Below are 16,800 nucleotides of genomic sequence, written 5' to 3'. Positions count from 1 at the left end.
AAATGCGGGAGAGCCAGTTTCACACCGGCGGCTACAACCGGGCCGTGCCCTTGGTCGTGGCACCGGATGCCGATCACACCAAACTCTCCTTGGTCGAGAATTTGGTGCGGGTGGCGATGCATCCTGCCGACCAATTCGAAGCGTGGAAGGCTCTGGCCGATCACGGGCATGAGACGGACGGGATCGGCCAGGGGACAACAGTGCGGCTCTGGCTACCGCAGTCGGAGCGACGGCCTGATGCTCTCCTGAGCAAAATCGGAGAGGAGACAAGCCTGGACCAAGTCGGCCATTCGACGGGCTACCTGATGAACCTGCTGGTTGATGACGACGCATTGGTGCGGAGCGGCACTGCCGAGATGCTGGAGGAGCTCGGCCATACAGTAGTCGAGGCGGAGGCGGGCTTCGAAGCTTTGGAGCAGCTTCGGGCGCGTGAAGGCAGGGTCGACCTCTTGATTACCGACCACGCCGTGCCAGCCACGACCCCTACCGACCGGCTATGGCTGATGCTGGTCGACAGGGATGATTTGGAATAACCTTAGGCTGACTTCCGAGGCCGGCCCAAACCACTGTTCTTGGCGATCTCGGAGCGCTGGGGGCGTAGGGGCCGCGAGCATCCGATAGTCGTGTGGCAGACTCCACTTGCGGCGGTACTCCTCTGGGGTGAGCCCGCGGATTGGGAGGTGGCGCTTGAGCGACTTATACTGCTTCCCATCCTCCAAGCTGATCAGGTAGTCCGGGGTTACCGTCTTCCTGATCGGCACGGGTGGCGTCAGGTACTCCGGTTGCTCGACAACCGCCTGCCCGAGGTTCGTCAGCGAGGTGTGGACCGACGCGATTAGGTTCGGCAGCTCCGCCACCGGAATGGAGTTCTTGGACACGTAGACCGACACGATATCGGCGGCGAGTTCAACGAGAGAGGCCAAGGAGCTTTGTTCTTGTTGTGACCTGGAAAGCATTCCCACTCCACGACTCAGTTCATAACCGAGTTGTGGCAATCTATCGAGTATTCCGCAGATACGCACAACCCTGAAAGGCAGCGCGCCTACCTGATCAAGGGAGCGACGACATCTTCGAGGGCAAAATAGATGCCGACCATGGCCACCATGAAACCTCCCGCAACCAGGAGCACGCCCGAGAGTGACAGCGTGCGTCGGGCACGCTGTCGTCGCCACGGGTTCGCCGGATCCACGTCACTCGGCCGCGTTAGCTTCAGCCTTCTTCGGCCGGCCGCGACGTGCAGGCTTAGCATCTAACGGAGCGGTAACGATGGGATCGGGTGTGGTCCGCTTCTCAGCCGCCTTTTTGGCCGCAGCCCGATCACGGCGGAGTTGGCCGAGGCCGAGGCTTTTGGCGAGTTCGGAGCGCTGGGCGGCGTAGTTGGCTGCCACCATCGGGTAATCGCGCGGCAGACCGTATTTCTGGCGGTACTCGTCGGGGGTCAAGCCGTTCGAGGTCAGGTGCCGCTTGAGCGACTTGTACGACTTGCCATCGATGAAGCTGGTGATGGCATCCGGGGTGACGGACTTGCGGACCTGAGCCGATGTGACCTTGTGATCCTCGGCGGGTGTGGCGGCAGGCTGGCCAAGGCCGCTCAGCGAGGCATGCACCGAAGCGATTAGGTTCGGGAGCTCGGCGATTGGAACATTATTCCTGCTCACGTATGCCGATACGATATCGGCCACGAGATCGATGAACTCAGGCTCTTGGGCTTGGGTCTCGTCCGACACGTCAGTTCTTCCTGATACGAGGATCCATTCAGATCCGAACACGTAAAGCTCTACGAAGGTTCACGCGCGTCAAGCAAGTGCCTGTCGGTAGCCAATCCCCAGCCATCAACGGAACAAGCTGGCTCATCAGCAATCTGGCGCACGCAGTCACCATCTTGCAGAACCCATTTTTGGGCTCAGCGCTCCCATGATTTCAGATCCACTGAGGGCGAGCAGCTTACAAGATCCCCCAAGCGCGGAAGCGTTCTCGACCGGCGAGTTCGCGCAGGCCGAGCTCGGCCACGAGGGTCTGGGAGGCGCGCGGGGTGACACACCCAGCTCCTCCGCGATGATGGTGGCCGAGACCAGGGGCCGGGCGAGCACGATCTCGATGAGGCGGGGCAGGCTGGAACTCCCCCTTTTCCCCGCACTTTGAGCAGCAGCCTCTCGCGCGCGAGCATCCCTGCACCGGGTAGGTGGCGACCGTGTTCTCGGACGCAGCAGCCTCTCTCGCGCGAGCATCCCTCGGTCGTGATCCCTCATGCCCTGCTCGGCACCCAGGGCGACGGCACCGAGGACCTCTAGCCAGCGGGTCAGCGGATCGCGCACGAGCCAGCGGTCGCCGGGCACGCGGCGCAGGCTGCTGGCGAGGGCGGGCAGGTGGTATTGGGCCTTGTCACGGGCGCGCAGGAGTTCGGCGGCGAGCAGCGGCCCGAGCCATGCGCGGTGCTGGAGCGGCTCGAGGGCGGTCCAAGCATCGACCGCGATGGTGGCGTCGAGGACCGGCGGCAGGATGCGGGTGTCGGTGACAGTTTGGCGCCAGGCGGCGAGGCGGTCGCTCTCGCCCCAGGCCGGATCGTAGACGAGCGAGGACTTCTCCCTCACCGACCCGGTGTCGGCGAGGATGCGGCTGAATCGGGCGATCAGGGCATCGATGTCGGCGAGCTCGGCGGAGAAGGCGTCGTCAACCTCCGGGAGATCCCCTTCCCCCCTCTGCGGTGTCGATGGATGGCACGGCGGGTGCTGAGGTCGCGTCCTAGCCCCCTGCCCCATCCGGATCATCGGACAGGGCGGCGAGGCGCGTAGGGCTTGTGGCCCAGCCCGGCTCGGCGGCGATGCGGCGGCGGCTACGCAGGATGGCGTGAGCGCGGGTGAGCTCTTGCGAGTGGGCGTGCCGGTCGCGGTCGGCGTCGTGAAGGACGAGATCCTCGAAGAGGATGAGGTCGCCTTGCAGGGCGAGGCTGGCGCAGGCGTCGGCGAAATCGGTGCGGGCGCACCAGCCGTTGCGAATGGGGCTGGTGGCAAGGTGTTGGTCGAGGCGGGCCAGCGCGTCTTCGGCGACGGCCAGCGGCAGGGCAACAGCGGCCCAAGGGAGCGGCTCAGGCAGGGGATAACGCCTTGCGCTTGTTGTACTGGTCCGTTGTCTCGGGAGCGACAAGACCTTTCGATTCGCGCACCGGTATCACCGCACGAACGACCATCTGACTATTGATAGCTCTCTCTTATCGATGGTGATGAACGCACGGACAGAAATCGGTTCCAATGCGGCTCAGACCCTCTCAGTGCCCGCGTCGTCTGCCATGCCCGACCCACCCCCGCCCTCCTCCCGGATCCGACCCTCGCCCGCGAGCGCGACTTGGATGCGCTGGCAGGCCTCCTGCCGTTCGACGCCCGCGAGCGGCTGGCCGTCCTCCTCACCGACGAGGACGCCGCTACCCTCAAGCACCTCGCCCGCTCCGGCATGCCAACCCGCAGATGCTGGCCGGCCGGACCAACCGGCATCCCGGAAGCCCGCCCAGGCCAGGGAGCGCGTCGTAGTCCGCCAGTGCTCCATCCGCGGGTTCAATGACGAGGCGTGCGTGACGGATGGCGGTGCCCGGCTACGACCGCGCCATAGGGAAGGGCGGCCCGGGACGGGGCCTCAGAGGGCGGGGTATCCGGTTTGGGGCCGGACGACCGGCTCGTGTCAAGCCCACTCCTAGCGGCGGAGCCCGAGCAGCCCGCTCGTCAGGATCATGGCCGCTAGGACCAGGGGCGCGAGGATCTTAGTGCGGGTGTCGATAGATGTCCTCCTCACGCTCAGCTGGGTGGCCAGCCCTGCCGCGCATGAAAACCTTTGTGCCTGACGTTATCTACCTTAAATTGTATGTGTTGCTTGAGGAGGCGAGTATGATCGAATTTTCGCGCACCCAACTTTTCAGCTTGATCTGGGTTGACCCAACTAGCTGGTTTTGTAATATTCTGTTTAGAGCATCTACCCAGATAAGGAGCAGTTCATGCGGCTAGGTAAGAGCGATCAAGCCATCTGAAAGGCGTGGAGCGCTCAGCGAGACACTGCGCCTTCACCAGTAATCGCGCGCGGATCGTTTCACGATTGATTTTAACTTCGGCTTTTTCACTGCTCTCCACCGCACTTCGGGCTACAAAAGCTACGCCGAAATCGGCTGATCCGGCATGATCGTGCAGACCTCAGCCAACATAGCCGATTGAAGCTATGCGTTACACCTCTAGATGCGGTTAGTCCGCTTGGTACGCCGCATTTCCCACCTGCAAATAGAGTCCTTCTTGTCTGGGTTGTCACCCCATGCTGCCCAACTCCACCTCGTCATCTTCGCCAACGACTGTTATAAACACCATCAATGGGCTGGAAGACTTAGCTGCTTCGACATTGAAGACAATTCGGACCCACGGTCTACCCGCAACCCCGCACATCTTCCAACGCCTCTTCCGGCACTTCAGCGCGCCGCAAGCCGATCTTCCGCTGAGCGAGCTGTTGGCTCTCCTAGCGGCACAAGACGCGACGGCCGCCGGTGCGCTTGCAGCCGATGCGGAGGTAGTACAGGAGGGAGCACTCGCCCTGCGGGACGAGGCCGGCCGGCTTGTCACAGCACTGGCCGGCACGGAGGCCGTCCTCGCGCGCTACGGAGCCGTACTCGACGGCTGTGCTAGCACGCTCGGCCCGAAGAACTCGGAGGGCTTACTGGTGCAATCTGTCGCCCTGTTGGCACAGGAGACTGCACGGATGAGCGCCCAGAACAATTTACTAGTGGGTGAGCTGCGCGCGTCGACTGCACGAGTGGGCCAGTTGCGGCAGAGCTTGGCAGTTGTCCGGCAAGAAGCGTCGGTGGATGGGCTGACTGGCATCGCCAACCGCCGAGCATTCGATGCACGGCTGCGACGCCAGTTGGGGCAGGCGAAGAGGAACGAGGCAGCACCGTTCTGCCTGGTTCTGCTGGATGTCGACCACTTCAAGCGCTTCAACGACACGCACGGACACCGCACGGGTGACCGCGTGCTGCGCCTAGTTGCACAGATGCTCACTGCAAACGTGAAGGGCAAAGACTTCGTAGCACGCTACGGAGGGGAGGAGTTTGCGATTCTGCTGGGAGACGTTGACGAAGAAACAGCGGCGGCGATCGCGCGCCAGATCTGCTCTCGCTTAGCTGCGAAGAAGATCGTGAAGCGTGAGACGGGGGAGGAGATTGGGGCGATCACCTTGTCGGCTGGGGTATCTCTGGTTCGATTAAACGATACGCAGGGTAGTTTGGTCGAGCGCGCAGATCAAGCCCTCTACGAAGCGAAGCACGAGGGCCGAAACCGAGTTTACGTGGCCCGCTACCATTCTGAATTATAGTTTTTTAATGTAAATCTGAGATCGACAAACATTTTATTCACTTGCTAATAAAAACCCGGCCTTAATGAAATGTCAGGAACTGCTTATATTGTATATTAAGCAAGAAATTGCATAATTTTTATTTTGATTAAGTCGATTTATACTTTTCGTGAATTATCCCTAGGCTTGTTTTTACACGCCATGTTTACTCAAATGCGCACGAGGACTGTAGAGGCTCCGGCGAAATTTGAAAGTCCGATATTGGGCGAGGAGCGTCTCTTCGGACGAGCCTGATCAGAGGTCCGCAACTGGCGCGAAGCCGTACAAGCGGTATGCGAATATCTGGATCACACGCGGACCTTCAAACCTCCGCCACCGAAGGGCATCGTAGGGTGGCTAGCAGCCATTGGCGCCATCGTGTACAGCGGCGGTTGAAATGACCTGCTTGCGCGGGAAATGCCTGTGCCGGTTACGTAATCCATGACTAAAGCTGGCCGCGAACTATCTCATCAATCGCCTACAGCTCCTCAGGCGAGAGTTGGCTCACTCGACGCGCTTCGAGGCTTGGCTCTATTCGGCGTGCTCGCCGTAAACTTAGAAACCGAATTCCGCGTCTCAATCTTTCAACAATTCGTATCCGGTCCACCAGAGCGGGCTGTCGACCGCTGGATTGACGCTATTTTGCTGACCTTCGTCGACATGAAAGCCTTCGCACTGTTCTCGCTGCTGTTCGGTATCGGCTTGGCGATCCAGTTCGAGCGCTTGGTGTCCACGCCACGAAGGGCGGCGCTCCTGGTGCGTCGCCTCCTCGTCCTCCTCGGCCTCGGGCTGATCCATCTCGTCCTGATCTGGAACGGTGACATCCTGACGGAGTACGCCGTCGCCGGCCTGATCGTGCTGCCGTTCCTGTTCGGGCGGGCTTGGCTGCCGGCCCTCGGATGCGCCCTGTTCCTGGGGCTCTACCTAGTCCAACCATTCCTGCCGCCGCTGGTTACGTTTCCAAGCCGGACTTGGCTGCTGCATTACGTAGCTGCCGCCGACCGGGTCTATTCCACCGGCGGCTTCCTGGAAATTCTGAGGTTTCGGGTCGAGGAAACCGCCGGGATCCTGCCCTTGCACGCCTTCGTTCTGCCCCGCACCCTGGGGCTGTTCCTGCTCGGAGTAGTCGCTTGGCGGAGCGGCCTTGTTCAGCGGGCCGGGAACCGTCAGCGTACGCTGGGATCAGCTGCCTTTCTCGCGACGGGCGCCGGGACAGCGCTGACGCTCGCCACGGCGACGCGGAACTACTCCGGTTGGCCCTCGCTCGGATGGGTACAGACCGTCGCCGCGCCGGTCGGCACAATCCTGCTCGCTCTAGGCTACGCCATCGCCGTTCTCGCGACTGGGAGCACCCTGTCAGGGCGACGCCGGCTCGCCTGGGCGGAGCCGGTCGGGCGCATGGCTTTCACCAACTATGTCGTGCAGTCGCTCGTGCTCGGCCTCATCTTCTACGGCTACGGGCTCGGGCTATTGGGCAAGCTTAGCCTTGCAGAAGGGTTTGGGCTCGTGCTGGCCGTCTATTTTACCCAGGTCTACGGGAGTCACCTGTGGTTACGTCGCTATCGGTTCGGTCCGCTTGAGTGGCTATGGCGAACGCTCATGTACGGCCAAGTACCATCCGGTTCACTTCGGTCACGGGATTGCGCCATTTCGAATGATTGTTGAGAGTGGATTGCAGACTATCAACCGTTAACCTCAGTTGAGCCTCTTGCTCCTCTGTGAATCTGGTCGAATAGCTCTCGCCAGTCCGCTGTTGCCCTACGCTTGGATAGCCGTCTAAGCGTTCATCAGAACGTCGAGGGTCGGACACGGCCCTTAATGATGGGAGAAACGCTATGACCCAAGGCATTGGAAGCGCGGGGACCGTGGACATCCGCGCGCTGATCGACGAGGGCCGCTTCTCGGGGCTACAGCGAATCACTTTCGCTCTATGTTTCGCCATCGTCTTGCTCGATGGTTTCGACACCGCCGCGATCGGCTACATCGCACCTTCGCTGATCACCGAGTGGGGGGGGGTGACCCGACCCGCGCTTGCACCGGTGCTCAGCGCCGCCCTGTTCGGCCTCGCCTTTGGTGCCCTGTCGGCAGGCCCGTTAGCCGACAGATTCGGGCGCAAGGCAGTGCTCGTCGCCTCGGTAGTCGAGCTTAGCCTCGCTTGCCTTGTTTCGGCGTTCACGGGCGACCTGACGCAACTCGTGATCCTGCGCTTCCTCACCGGGCTCGGCCTAGGCGCTGCAATGCCCAACGCCGTGACCCTGACCAGCGAGTACTGCCCCGCGTCCCGTCGCGCTTTCTTGACCAACATGATGTTCTCAGGGTTTCCCCTCGGGGCGGCGTTCGGCGGGTTCTTGGCTGCCTGGATGATCCCGCTGTTCGGCTGGCGCAGCGTGCTGGTGTTCGGCGGGGTCGTGCCCCTCGTACTTGCCTTGACGCTCGTAGTCGCCTTGCCGGAGTCACTGCGCTACCTCGTCGCGAAAGGTGCACCGGCTGAGCGCATTCGAAAGATCGTCCGGCACCTAGCGCCCGAGGCTGCGGGGGCTGCAGTCTTCACTCTTGGTGAGCCGCAGGCCGCGCCCGGCGCGGTTCAAGAGAAAAGCGGGCTGGCTTTGGTGCTGTCGCCAGCCTACCGGGTTGGGTCGGTGATGCTGTGGGTCACCTACTTCTGCGGCCTCGTGATCTTCTACGCGCTGATTAACTGGATGCCGATACTCTTCCGCGACGCAGGTGTGGACCCGCGCAACGCAGCGCTCGCTGCCGCCCTGTTCCCGCTAGGAGGCGTTGGTGCGATCGTGCTTGGCCTGCTGATGGACCGCTTCAATCCCAACGTCATGGTAGCGGCAGGCTTCCTTGCCACGGCAGCGGCTGTGGCCCTGATCGGGCAAGCCGGTGGGCATCTCGGGCTTCTGATGGTCACGGTGTTCGTAGCGGGCACGCTGATGAACACCGCGCAATCCTCACTGCCAGCCCTGGCAGCCGGGTTCTACCCAACACAGGGGCGCGCGACCGGCGTTTCCTGGATGCTTGGCCTTGGCCGGTTCGGCGGCATCGCCGGTTCCTTTATGGTAGCGCAACTCGCAGGCCTGAGTTTGCCGACGATCTTCTCCGTGGTGGCCATTCCGGCTCTGGTCGCAGCGGCGGCTCTGGTAGTGAAATTCGTTGCACACCCACATACCGCCCAGCCAGCCGTTACGTTGGAACCAGTCCATTAGGTCGATCCTGCTAGCATGGGGTCACTTACGATCTCACAGCATTTGTGATAGCGAACGGCCCTGCACTTCAGCAGGACCGTTCTCCTATGGTAATGTTACGTTAAGTTCTAGAGTTCTGAGATGCCCGTCTTCGCGGGTTATCTACGACGGGTCGAGGGCAGTGATTTAGCACCAACAAACCCCACATCGGTTCGTGGCGCGCAGCTAAACAGGCGGAATGCGACCATTTACACCTTGCAGATCTTTGAGCCTGCTAGCTAAGACATCTACATCTGTAAAAATAACTAGACATTTGCACGGTCAATTTATCACCAAATTAGGGCATATTAGCGACATACTGCGAGATGATCGGGTTTGTTGAACGCATTACGGTGAGATGACCGCGCAACGGACGCTACTGAGTCGGTATGGCCGGGTCGTCCAAGACATCGAGTATGGATGGCTCGCCACTGAGCATGGTCAGGCTTCCGTCATGCGTCGAACGGAGCCTCTCGACCCCCACCTCGTGCTTCACCAGCAGCTCGGTCACGATGGGGCCGTGAAGCCGCTGGGCTTCCGCGAGTCCCTCTCGGGATAGCGCGTAGAGAGCGTTCGTGCCGGTGTTCGGCAGCCCCTCTACCAAGCCGACCATACGCAGGTCGTCCATCGCCGCGTGCGAGAAGGACTTGCGGTATTCCTCCGCCGTGGACTGTGCCATGAGGTACGCCTCGCCTTCGTGGATATTGACCTTCCAGGGCATCAGGTAGAAGGCATCGGGGTAGATGCTGGCCCGGTCAACGACTGCCTTGAGGGCGTAGCTCACGTGCAATCCCTTCAGGATGCGAGCCGAAGTCGTTCGCCTGGTTGCCTCCTTCGATGCCTCCAAGCCAGCGGGCGCGGGGCCATGCTTCCAGGCTAGGGACGAATGACGAAAGCGACCTCCTGAACCGAGGCGCCGTCTCGCGGGTCATGGCAGTGCCACGTTGACAGGGTCCCAGAACGACCACTCGGATGACCCGCTGCGCCTTGCGGCGCCCGCCATATTTCGGGTCCGTGCCCGACGCGGGTACGTCCTCCGGCAGCAGGAACGTCGGGTATCTCCAAGAACTTGTGAAACCGCCGTCGCGTTGTCGCATTCCTTGGACCGACAGGAAGCAGGTCCCGGGCGCAGGTGTTCCTCGTGATCCGAAGCTTGGCAAGTTCCCCGAGTTGCCGTGTGTGGGAACGGACGGATGGGTCGACGTTCTGGTGACGATGCCGTCTGGGACGATGCATCGTAGAGTCGGCTTCGAGTCACATGCGGAAGCAAAGGCTGGCATCGACGAGTTAAGGGGGGTCGTGGCTGCCCTTTGGCCTCTCCCTGCATGTCGGGCAGACACCCTCGCCCGCGTCGCACAGCTCGACCAAGTAGGCGCGCACGTTCCCATTGGGTTGAACACGGACCCGGAGAGGTCCGCGCCCCTTCTCGTCTGACCGGGGGGCATGCGCCGATGCCGAAAACCCCAAACGCGCTAGCTTCGCCGCGAGACGAACGCACCACGTGGCCCACTCCGATGCCCGACGACCATCCCTTGCTGCGCAAGCTCGACGCGCTGTCACCATTATCCGATGAGGACCGACGCTTCCTGGCACAGGTCGTCGCCCACCCCATGGCGGTCCCGGCCCGAACGGACCTGATCCGTGAGGGCGACCGGCCGCATGGCGTCTTCGTCATTGTCGAAGGCATCGCCTGCCGATACAAGATCCTCCCCGACGGGGGCCGCCAGGTGCTCGCCTTCCTCGTTCCAGGCGACTTCAGCGACCTGGACGTCGACCTGCTCGAAGTGATGGACCATGCCGTCGGCACCCTCACGCCATGCCGCATGGTTCACGTCCCGGCCCGGACCGTACGCGACCTGCTCGACGCCCATCTTGGCATCGCCCGGGCCATGCGCCTCGCAGCCCTCGGCGAGGCGGCCACGTCGCGGCAGTGGCTCGTGAACCTCGGGCGCCGTTCCTGCGAGCAGCGCCTCGCGCACGTCCTTTGCGAGATGCTGGTACGGCTCCGGTCCGTAGGACTGGCATCGGAAACGGGGTACCACTTTCCCTTGACCCAGGTCGACCTCGCCGACGCGACCGGCATGACGCCCGTCCACGTGAACAGGTCGTTCAAAGCCTTGCGGGAACGCTCGCTTATCGAGGGCTGGGGCCGCAGCATCGTCATCCGGGACGTGGCGGCCCTGGAGGGGGTGGCGGCCTTCGACCGGGCCTACCTGCACCGGACCGGATCGACGGGGTCGTGCAGCCGCAGCGCCCCTGCCGGACTTCGAGCATGATGGCGAGCGGCATACGTCGACACCAGCGAGGAAACGCGCCCGCTCCCCGGCCTAAAGGCCAGGGTTTCCAAGTGAACCCGAAGAGCCCGCCGGTCGGCATGACGGCCGTCCGTCGTCACGCACCAGCACGTCGAGCCGGTACTTGTCGGTCCTGACTTGGTCATGGACGCGCAGGAACGCGGCCGTGTTGGCGATGAAGCGTGCCGCGGCCTCGTCGCCGGTCAACGGGTAGTGCGTCTCGCCCGTCCAGTGCACCAGTACGACGTCGCCGCCCGGCCGCAAGCAGCTCCGCACCCGCTCGGCCAGGCGCTGCACGTCCGGCTCGTCGAGGTAGTAGACGACCTCGGACAGCAGGATCAGGTCGAAGGTGCCTTCCGGCCACTGCCCGGGCACCTGGGCACGCTCAAAGCGGACGTGGGGCAGATCTTTGCACCGTTCCCGGGCCTGGATGAGCGCCAGTTCGGTCAGGTCGAGGCTGACGAGGGGGTCGCAGCGCCGGGCCAGCAACTCGGTCAACACCCCGATGGAGGAGCCGACCTCCAGGGCCGAAGCGTACCGGGCCCTCGACAGGGCATCGAGCGTGGCCCCGTATTTCACCCGCTCGTAGTCGCTCGTGGCAAAGCGCCAAGGGTCCGGGTCGCGGCCGTAGCGTTCGTCGAAGTAGCTCGGCGGGAGCGAGGTCTCGTATCGGCTCACCGCCCGTCCCCCGTCCACAACCCCCAGGCCTGCCCGCCCGCCTTCAGGATTTCCTCCGCCGCAGTGGTAAGCGCCCGGTCCGGCGCGGGCTGGCGCAGGTAGGTGGCGAGGTCGCGCGAGAGCCGCTCAAGCGGATGCTCGCGCAGGAAGCCCTGCAGGCCGACGGAACGCTGCGCGAGCCGCAGCACGTCCAGACCGGCCCGCTCGACGGCGAGCCGCGCAAGGTTGACGAAGGCGACGATGCGCTCGGGAGGGAGGGCGTCGTCGAAGACGGTTCGGGCCGCGCGCTCGACCCAGGACCGCGCGCCCTCCAGCGCGATGGCGCCCTCGCCGAGGCGGGCGAGCTGGTGCGGGTCGCCGCCGCGACCGGTTCCGGCAAGGTGGCTCCGCCAAGCGTCGAATACCGCCTCGATGCCCCCGAGCTGCACCGCCGCGAAGCGCCACGCCCCGCCCGAGAAGACCGGCTGGCGATGGTAGTCGTCCCACCCGCCCAGGATCTCGTCCCCGGTGACTGCGATGCCCTCGAAGTCGACGGTGCCAGTCGCGGACGCCCGCATGCCGTGGGCGCGCCAGCCGCCGAGGTCGGCGCGGCAGCCGGGCTCCAGCCGCACGACCAGCATCAGCGGCGACGAACCCGGCTCGCGCTTGACCGTGACGAGGGCGCGGGTGACGAAGCCTGCACCGGAGGCGAAGGTCTTCACGCCATGAAGGCGGCGGTCATCCCCCAGCTTAAGGCAATCGCCTGGCGGATCGGTGTTCCAGACGCCGAACAAGTGTCCGGCACGAGCCTCCGCGAACAGGCGCGCCCGCTGCGCGGGCGTGCCGTAGCGGGCAATGAGCTGCAAGGCGTTGACGTGGCCCTCGTAGATGCGCCCGAGCGCGAGGCTGCCGTAACCGACGAGGCGAAGGACCTCGGCGAGCTTCGTGGCGCCCGGCTCCTCGCCGAGCCCGGCGCCACCTTCGTCGAACGGTATCAGGGCGGTGAGCAAACCGAGGCGGGCGAGGTCGGCGACGTCCTCGGCCGGAAAGCCGTCGTCGCGGTCCTGTTCTCCCGCGCGAGCCGAGGCGGCGACGGCCACCTGTCGGGCGGCCGCAACGGCATCGTATGCCAGGTCGAGCGGGGTTCTCTGGTCCATGCACCTCCCTCCCGTCAGGCCGCCGCGGCGGCGATGTCCTCGACCGTGCGGCCGGTCACGACCGAGAGCGGTTTCTCTTCCAGGATGTCCGCCTCGCCAGTCCGACGCGCGGCGGCGTCATGGGACTTGATGAGCAGCCAGGAGACATGCCGCTCATGGGGCCGCGGTCTCATGCGCGTCAGGCGCCACCGGCCGGACAGCTTCTACCCGTGAAGGATAAAGGCGAGCGACCCCGACGCGAGCGCCGTGGCTGGGTCGCCGTCCGGCTCCCAGGTGCCCCGGTCCCACAGCAGCACGACGCCGGCACCGTAGCTGCCCGGCGCGATCACACCCTCGTAGTCGGCGTAGTCCAGGCCATGGTCCTCGACGGCAACCGCGAGACGACGCTCTCCCGCCACGAGGCTCGGGCCGCGCGTCACCGCCCAGCTCTTTAGGACGTCGCCGAGTTGCAGCCGGAAGTCGTAGTGCAGACGGCGCGCGGCATGCTTCTGCACGCGGTAGAGCAAGGCACCGCCCTCAGGCATCGCCGGTCGTCTCCAAGGACGTTCCATCCAGGCCTGCCGCCGCAGGTCTGCCTCCCGTGGCGCGGGTCCACTGGCCGAGGCGTCTTGCACCGCGCATCAGGAGGACGACCGCGTTCGCCAAGCGCGTATGCCCCGGAAGCTCACGTGGACGAAGCGGGTGATAGTCGAGCCAAGGGCTCGCTGCCTCGACGGCTGCAAGGATAGCTCCGTGGGTCTGCAGTCTGGCGATGGCCCTTGCATCGCCGACCCGGACACCGAGCCATGGTGCCCAGAGCCCGGTGCGGGCGAGCCGCCCGGATGTGTGGAGCCGCCGTAGCCGTCGGCGCCAGAAGAACCGGAACAAGGCCCGCGAGAGCGGCTCCAGGCGCAGGTCGCAGGGGCTCTCGGGCACCTCGCAGCGCAGCTTCATCGTGTCGGCGGCCCCGCCAGGCGCGCGCCCGTCGAGCCGCCCCGAGGTGATGACGACGATGTCCGGCTCGTGACGGACGAGGGCATCGCTCGTCAGGAGCGAGGAGACGAAGGCGCGGTCCTCGCCGACCGCCAGCGGCGGCATGCCACCGGCCTTCCGGTAGGCCGCGAGCCGCACCGCGAGTGTCGCGCCCGACGTCGTCCAGTGCCGCGGCCAGGGGTCGTGCGGGAGCGGGTCGATGAACGCCTCCAGCTCGACGAGCAGCGCCTCGTAGGCACCCTCCAGCCGTCCCCGGGCGTGCAGGGCCGCCGGCAGACGCGCCGCGTCATTCTCGTCGAGGGCGATTCGCCCCGCGACCGCATCCACTCCCCGAGCGATGGGGCCGATGTTGCCCGCCACCCAGTCCGGTGGCACCCGGCTGTCGGCGTCGGTGGTGAGGATCACGCCGTCTTCGGCACCCTCTTCCTCAAGCCAAGCGGCCGCCGCCTCCATCGCCTCGCGGCGGGCCCAACCCGCGTTGGCACCGGCGAACACGCGCTCGATCACCCGGACGACGAGGCGCCGTGGCCGCGGGAGGGCTGCGACCACGTGTGCGGTGCCGTCCGTGCAGTTGTTGAGGAACAGCACCACGCCGATTTCGCTTGCCCCGAGACTCTCCTGAACGTCGAGCGCACGCAGGCACTCCCCGATGCGTTCGGCCTCGTTCCGGACAGGGATGGCAACCACCGCCCGCAAGGGCTTGGACAGTGCCGCCTCACCGCCGAGGTCTGAAGAGGACGGGTCGATCTCGGACGGCACGGCAATCTCCGGTCGGTCGCATCGCAACCGTCGGCGACCAGAATTTCACATAGGGCAACGTCGCGCCCCGGCCGTGGGCTGCGACACTTCCTTCGCAAGCTGAGGTCGGAGAACGAGCACGATGCAGCCGGCCATGAGCCTCCTTGCCCTGAACTTCGCCCTCGCCGGTGCCCGCGAGGGCTTCGGTCCCTTCCTGGGCGTGTACCTGCAGCAGCGCGGCTTCGACCCGGCCGCGACGGGCTTCGCCATGGGTCTGGCCGGACTGGCTGGCCTCCTTGCCACGACACCGGTGGGGGCGCTGATCGACCGCACGGCGTACAAGCGCGCCGCGCTGGCCATGGCCGTCCTGGGCATCGCGGCGGGAGCAGTCGCCCTAGTCTCGACGGACAGCCTGTGGCTGATCGGCCTGTCGCAACTCGTCATCGGCGTCGCCGACACCAGCATCGCCCCGCTGGTCGCTGCCGTCACGCTCGGGATCGTCGGGCGGGAGGCCTACGGTGCTCAGGTGTCGCGCAACGAAGCGCTCAACCACGCCGGCAACGCCGCTAACGCCGCCTTGTCCGGCGTGCTCGGCTACGCGCTCGGGCTCGGCTACGTCTCGATCGCCATCGTGGTCATGGCGGTCGCCTCCTGCGGCGTCCTGCTCGGCATCGACAAGGGCAGCATCGACCATGGTACTGCCCGCGGCGGCGAGCAGGACGAGCGCTCGACCGCTAGCGTGCTGTTCGGGACCAAACCGCTCCTGGTCCTAGCCGGTACCGTGTTCGCCTACCAGACCGCGAACGGTGCCATGCTGCCGTTCCTGGCACAAGCGCGCACGGCCGGGGGCGCCGACCCGAGCCTGACAACCGGCGTCATGACTGTGGTCTCGCAGGCCACGATGGTCGGGGCTGCCCTGCTCGCCGCCCGTGTCGCCCGTGGCCGCGGGCACGCCGGCGTGCTCTCCATCGCGCTCGGACTGGTCGTGATCCGCGGCATCCTCGCGGCCTTCGCGACGTCGTGGTGGCTGGTCGTTCCAGTCCAGGTTCTCGAAGGCTTGGCGATGGGTATGGGCGGGGTTGCCATCCCGGCGCTCGTTGCCAAGATCATGGACGGCACCGGCCACGCCACCGCCGGGCTCTCAGGCGTCATGACCGCCTACGGCGCGGGCGCGACCGTAAGCCCTTTGCTGGCAGGCCTCGTTGCGCAGTATCTCGGCTTCGCGGCCTCGTTCGTCGCCCTGGCCGCAGTCGCCGCCGGCGGCCTCGTGGTGTGGATGTTCGGCCGTCGAGCTCTGGGCATGCACGGTTCGACAAGTCAGACTGACGGGGTGTCCGCCGAGCCGGCGTGACGGCCGGAGGCGGGCGGCATGGATGCGCGGACAGGAGCGCGGCAGTCTTGGACCGCCGTGCTGACGAGCTCCTTCCCCGCCTTCGTCCTGCTCCAGGGCGCGCTTTATGCCGCATACGGCACCGAGTCCCCCTTTCTCCCGAGCTTCCTCGGCGAGCGCGGCCTGAGCCCGAGCGAGATCGGCCTCGTGCTCGCGGCCGGTACGCTGATGCGCCTCGCGGCGGGACCGGTGGCCGGGCACCTCGCCGACCGACACGACGCGACCCGGGCCGTGCTCGGCGTCGCGGCCGCCGCGTCCGGGCTGATCGCCTTCGCCTACCTCGCCGGGTACGGCTTCTGGCCGCTCCTGGCCGTGAGCGTGCTGCACGCCGGCGCCATAGCGGCCCTGGCGCCGCTCGCCGACGCGCTCGCGCTCGCCGCCGCAAAGAGGGAGGGCACCTTCTCCTACGGCTGGGTCCGGGGCGCCGGCTCGACGGCCTTCGTGCTCGGGACGCTGGTCTCGGGGCTGCTCGTTGCTCATGCAGGCTTGGCGAGCATCATCGTGTCGAGCGGCCTCCTGTTCCTCGTCATGGCGGTGGCGACGGCGCGCGTCCCTCCTGCCCCGGCGCGGGAGGGACGGCCGAGCCTTGGCCTGGGCGGCATCCGTGAGATCCTATCTCTCGGGACGTTCCGGCGGATGGTCCTTGTCGCAGCCCTCGTCATCGGCAGCCACGCCCTGAACGACGGCTTCGCGGTGATCCGCTGGCGCGAGGCCGGCATTGGCCCGGGCGCGATCAGCCTGCTCTGGTCGGAGGCGGTCGCGTCGGAGGTGCTCGTCTTCGTCCTCGCCGGCCCCTGGCTGCTGACGCGCTTAGGGACGGCCAAGGCTGCGATGCTGGCGGCCGGTCTCGGCGTGGTGCGCTGGTCGGTCATGGCGACGACGGCCTCGGTGCCGGTGCTAGCCTGTCAAACGGCATCGGAACGGGACCCCTGATCGGCGTCCAATCGGGCCCCCTTGTTGAGCATGCGCGACGCCCCTGCTCAGCCCGGCGAAGCGGGTCGGGGTGG

The 16,800-nt window shown here is 65.4% G+C and carries 17 protein-coding genes and 1 pseudogene; 7 read left to right on the top strand and 11 right to left on the bottom strand.

Annotated features, from left to right (window positions below; all coding sequences use genetic code 11):
- Positions 1-2: 2 nt before the first annotated feature.
- Positions 3-533, top strand: a complete 531-nt coding sequence (locus HPY23_RS31890) for a response regulator (RefSeq protein WP_099954444.1) — start codon at positions 3-5, stop codon at positions 531-533.
- A gap of 2 nt (positions 534-535) precedes the next feature.
- Here the strand turns inward: HPY23_RS31890 and HPY23_RS31885 are convergent.
- The 5 genes and pseudogenes from HPY23_RS31885 to HPY23_RS31870 form a co-directional block, all read right to left on the bottom strand.
- Positions 536-956 (bottom strand): annotated as a pseudogene (locus HPY23_RS31885) (Ros/MucR family transcriptional regulator).
- Positions 957-1,190: 234 nt separating this feature from the next.
- Entirely contained in the window at positions 1,191-1,727 is a 537-nt protein-coding gene (locus HPY23_RS31880; protein ID WP_099954443.1) for a Ros/MucR family transcriptional regulator, read from the bottom strand.
- A gap of 147 nt (positions 1,728-1,874) precedes the next feature.
- Positions 1,875-2,591, bottom strand: coding sequence for a DUF1612 domain-containing protein (locus HPY23_RS31875; RefSeq protein ID WP_276330915.1), 717 nt, complete (start codon positions 2,589-2,591; stop codon positions 1,875-1,877).
- A 151-nt stretch (positions 2,592-2,742) separates the two neighbouring features.
- Positions 2,743-3,144: a hypothetical protein gene (locus HPY23_RS33440; protein ID WP_236012889.1), complete on the bottom strand. Its 402-nt coding sequence runs from the start codon at positions 3,142-3,144 to the stop codon at positions 2,743-2,745.
- Positions 3,145-3,255: 111 nt separating this feature from the next.
- A complete protein-coding gene (locus HPY23_RS31870; RefSeq protein WP_164712386.1) occupies positions 3,256-3,432 on the bottom strand; it encodes a hypothetical protein in 177 nt (58 codons plus the stop codon).
- Between the two features lie 858 nt (positions 3,433-4,290).
- On the opposite strand from HPY23_RS31870, the gene HPY23_RS31865 reads away from it, so the two are divergent.
- The 3 genes from HPY23_RS31865 to HPY23_RS31855 all read left to right on the top strand — a co-directional run bounded on the left by HPY23_RS31865 (position 4,291) and on the right by HPY23_RS31855 (position 8,567).
- Complete coding sequence (locus HPY23_RS31865; RefSeq protein ID WP_099954441.1) at positions 4,291-5,340, top strand: GGDEF domain-containing protein; 1,050 nt, start codon at positions 4,291-4,293, stop codon at positions 5,338-5,340.
- A gap of 660 nt (positions 5,341-6,000) precedes the next feature.
- Positions 6,001-7,023, top strand: a complete 1,023-nt coding sequence (locus tag HPY23_RS31860) for a DUF418 domain-containing protein (protein WP_236012888.1) — start codon at positions 6,001-6,003, stop codon at positions 7,021-7,023.
- A 182-nt stretch (positions 7,024-7,205) separates the two neighbouring features.
- On the top strand, positions 7,206-8,567 hold the full coding sequence (locus tag HPY23_RS31855) for an MFS transporter (protein ID WP_413231129.1): 1,362 nt from the start codon (positions 7,206-7,208) through the stop codon (positions 8,565-8,567).
- A gap of 394 nt (positions 8,568-8,961) precedes the next feature.
- Here HPY23_RS31855 and HPY23_RS31850 read toward each other — a convergent pair whose 3' ends face one another.
- Positions 8,962-9,369 (bottom strand): hypothetical protein, encoded by a 408-nt coding sequence (locus HPY23_RS31850; protein WP_099954437.1) that lies wholly within the window; start codon positions 9,367-9,369, stop codon positions 8,962-8,964.
- Positions 9,370-10,099: 730 nt separating this feature from the next.
- Here HPY23_RS31850 and HPY23_RS31845 point away from each other — a divergent pair.
- Positions 10,100-10,861, top strand: coding sequence for a Crp/Fnr family transcriptional regulator (locus HPY23_RS31845; RefSeq protein WP_099954436.1), 762 nt, complete (start codon positions 10,100-10,102; stop codon positions 10,859-10,861).
- A 51-nt stretch (positions 10,862-10,912) separates the two neighbouring features.
- Here HPY23_RS31845 and HPY23_RS31840 read toward each other — a convergent pair whose 3' ends face one another.
- The 5 genes from HPY23_RS31840 to HPY23_RS31825 are packed head-to-tail and all read right to left on the bottom strand — an operon-like array spanning position 10,913 to position 14,424.
- The gene (locus HPY23_RS31840) at positions 10,913-11,557 is read right to left on the bottom strand and encodes a class I SAM-dependent DNA methyltransferase (RefSeq protein ID WP_099956664.1); all 645 of its coding nucleotides are present in this window, start codon (positions 11,555-11,557) and stop codon (positions 10,913-10,915) included.
- Positions 11,554-12,693, bottom strand: coding sequence for an acyl-CoA dehydrogenase family protein (locus tag HPY23_RS31835; RefSeq protein WP_099954435.1), 1,140 nt, complete (start codon positions 12,691-12,693; stop codon positions 11,554-11,556). Before HPY23_RS31835 ends, HPY23_RS31840 begins: the two co-directional genes overlap by 4 nt.
- A gap of 14 nt (positions 12,694-12,707) precedes the next feature.
- Positions 12,708-12,866, bottom strand: coding sequence for a hypothetical protein (locus tag HPY23_RS34205; RefSeq protein WP_413231126.1), 159 nt, complete (start codon positions 12,864-12,866; stop codon positions 12,708-12,710).
- 30 nt (positions 12,867-12,896) lie between these two features.
- Positions 12,897-13,217 carry a DNA polymerase ligase N-terminal domain-containing protein gene (locus HPY23_RS34200; RefSeq protein WP_413231127.1) on the bottom strand — a complete coding sequence of 107 codons (321 nt, stop codon included), beginning with the start codon at positions 13,215-13,217 and terminating at the stop codon, positions 12,897-12,899.
- Complete coding sequence (locus HPY23_RS31825; protein WP_244936186.1) at positions 13,210-14,424, bottom strand: glycosyltransferase family 2 protein; 1,215 nt, start codon at positions 14,422-14,424, stop codon at positions 13,210-13,212. The genes HPY23_RS34200 and HPY23_RS31825 overlap by 8 nt, the downstream gene beginning before the upstream one ends.
- Before the next feature lie 121 nt (positions 14,425-14,545).
- Here HPY23_RS31825 and HPY23_RS31820 point away from each other — a divergent pair, with 121 nt between their 5' ends.
- Both HPY23_RS31820 and HPY23_RS31815 read left to right on the top strand, forming a co-directional pair.
- Positions 14,546-15,754 (top strand): MFS transporter, encoded by a 1,209-nt coding sequence (locus HPY23_RS31820; protein ID WP_099954434.1) that lies wholly within the window; start codon positions 14,546-14,548, stop codon positions 15,752-15,754.
- 57 nt (positions 15,755-15,811) lie between these two features.
- A complete protein-coding gene (locus HPY23_RS31815; RefSeq protein WP_200601999.1) occupies positions 15,812-16,726 on the top strand; it encodes an MFS transporter in 915 nt (304 codons plus the stop codon).
- The last annotated feature ends 74 nt before the right edge of the window (positions 16,727-16,800 follow it).

Source organism: Methylobacterium ajmalii (genome assembly GCF_016613415.1).
Taxonomy (GTDB): Bacteria; Pseudomonadota; Alphaproteobacteria; order Rhizobiales; family Beijerinckiaceae; genus Methylobacterium; species Methylobacterium ajmalii.
This window is presented reverse-complemented; position numbering and strand designations above follow the sequence as displayed.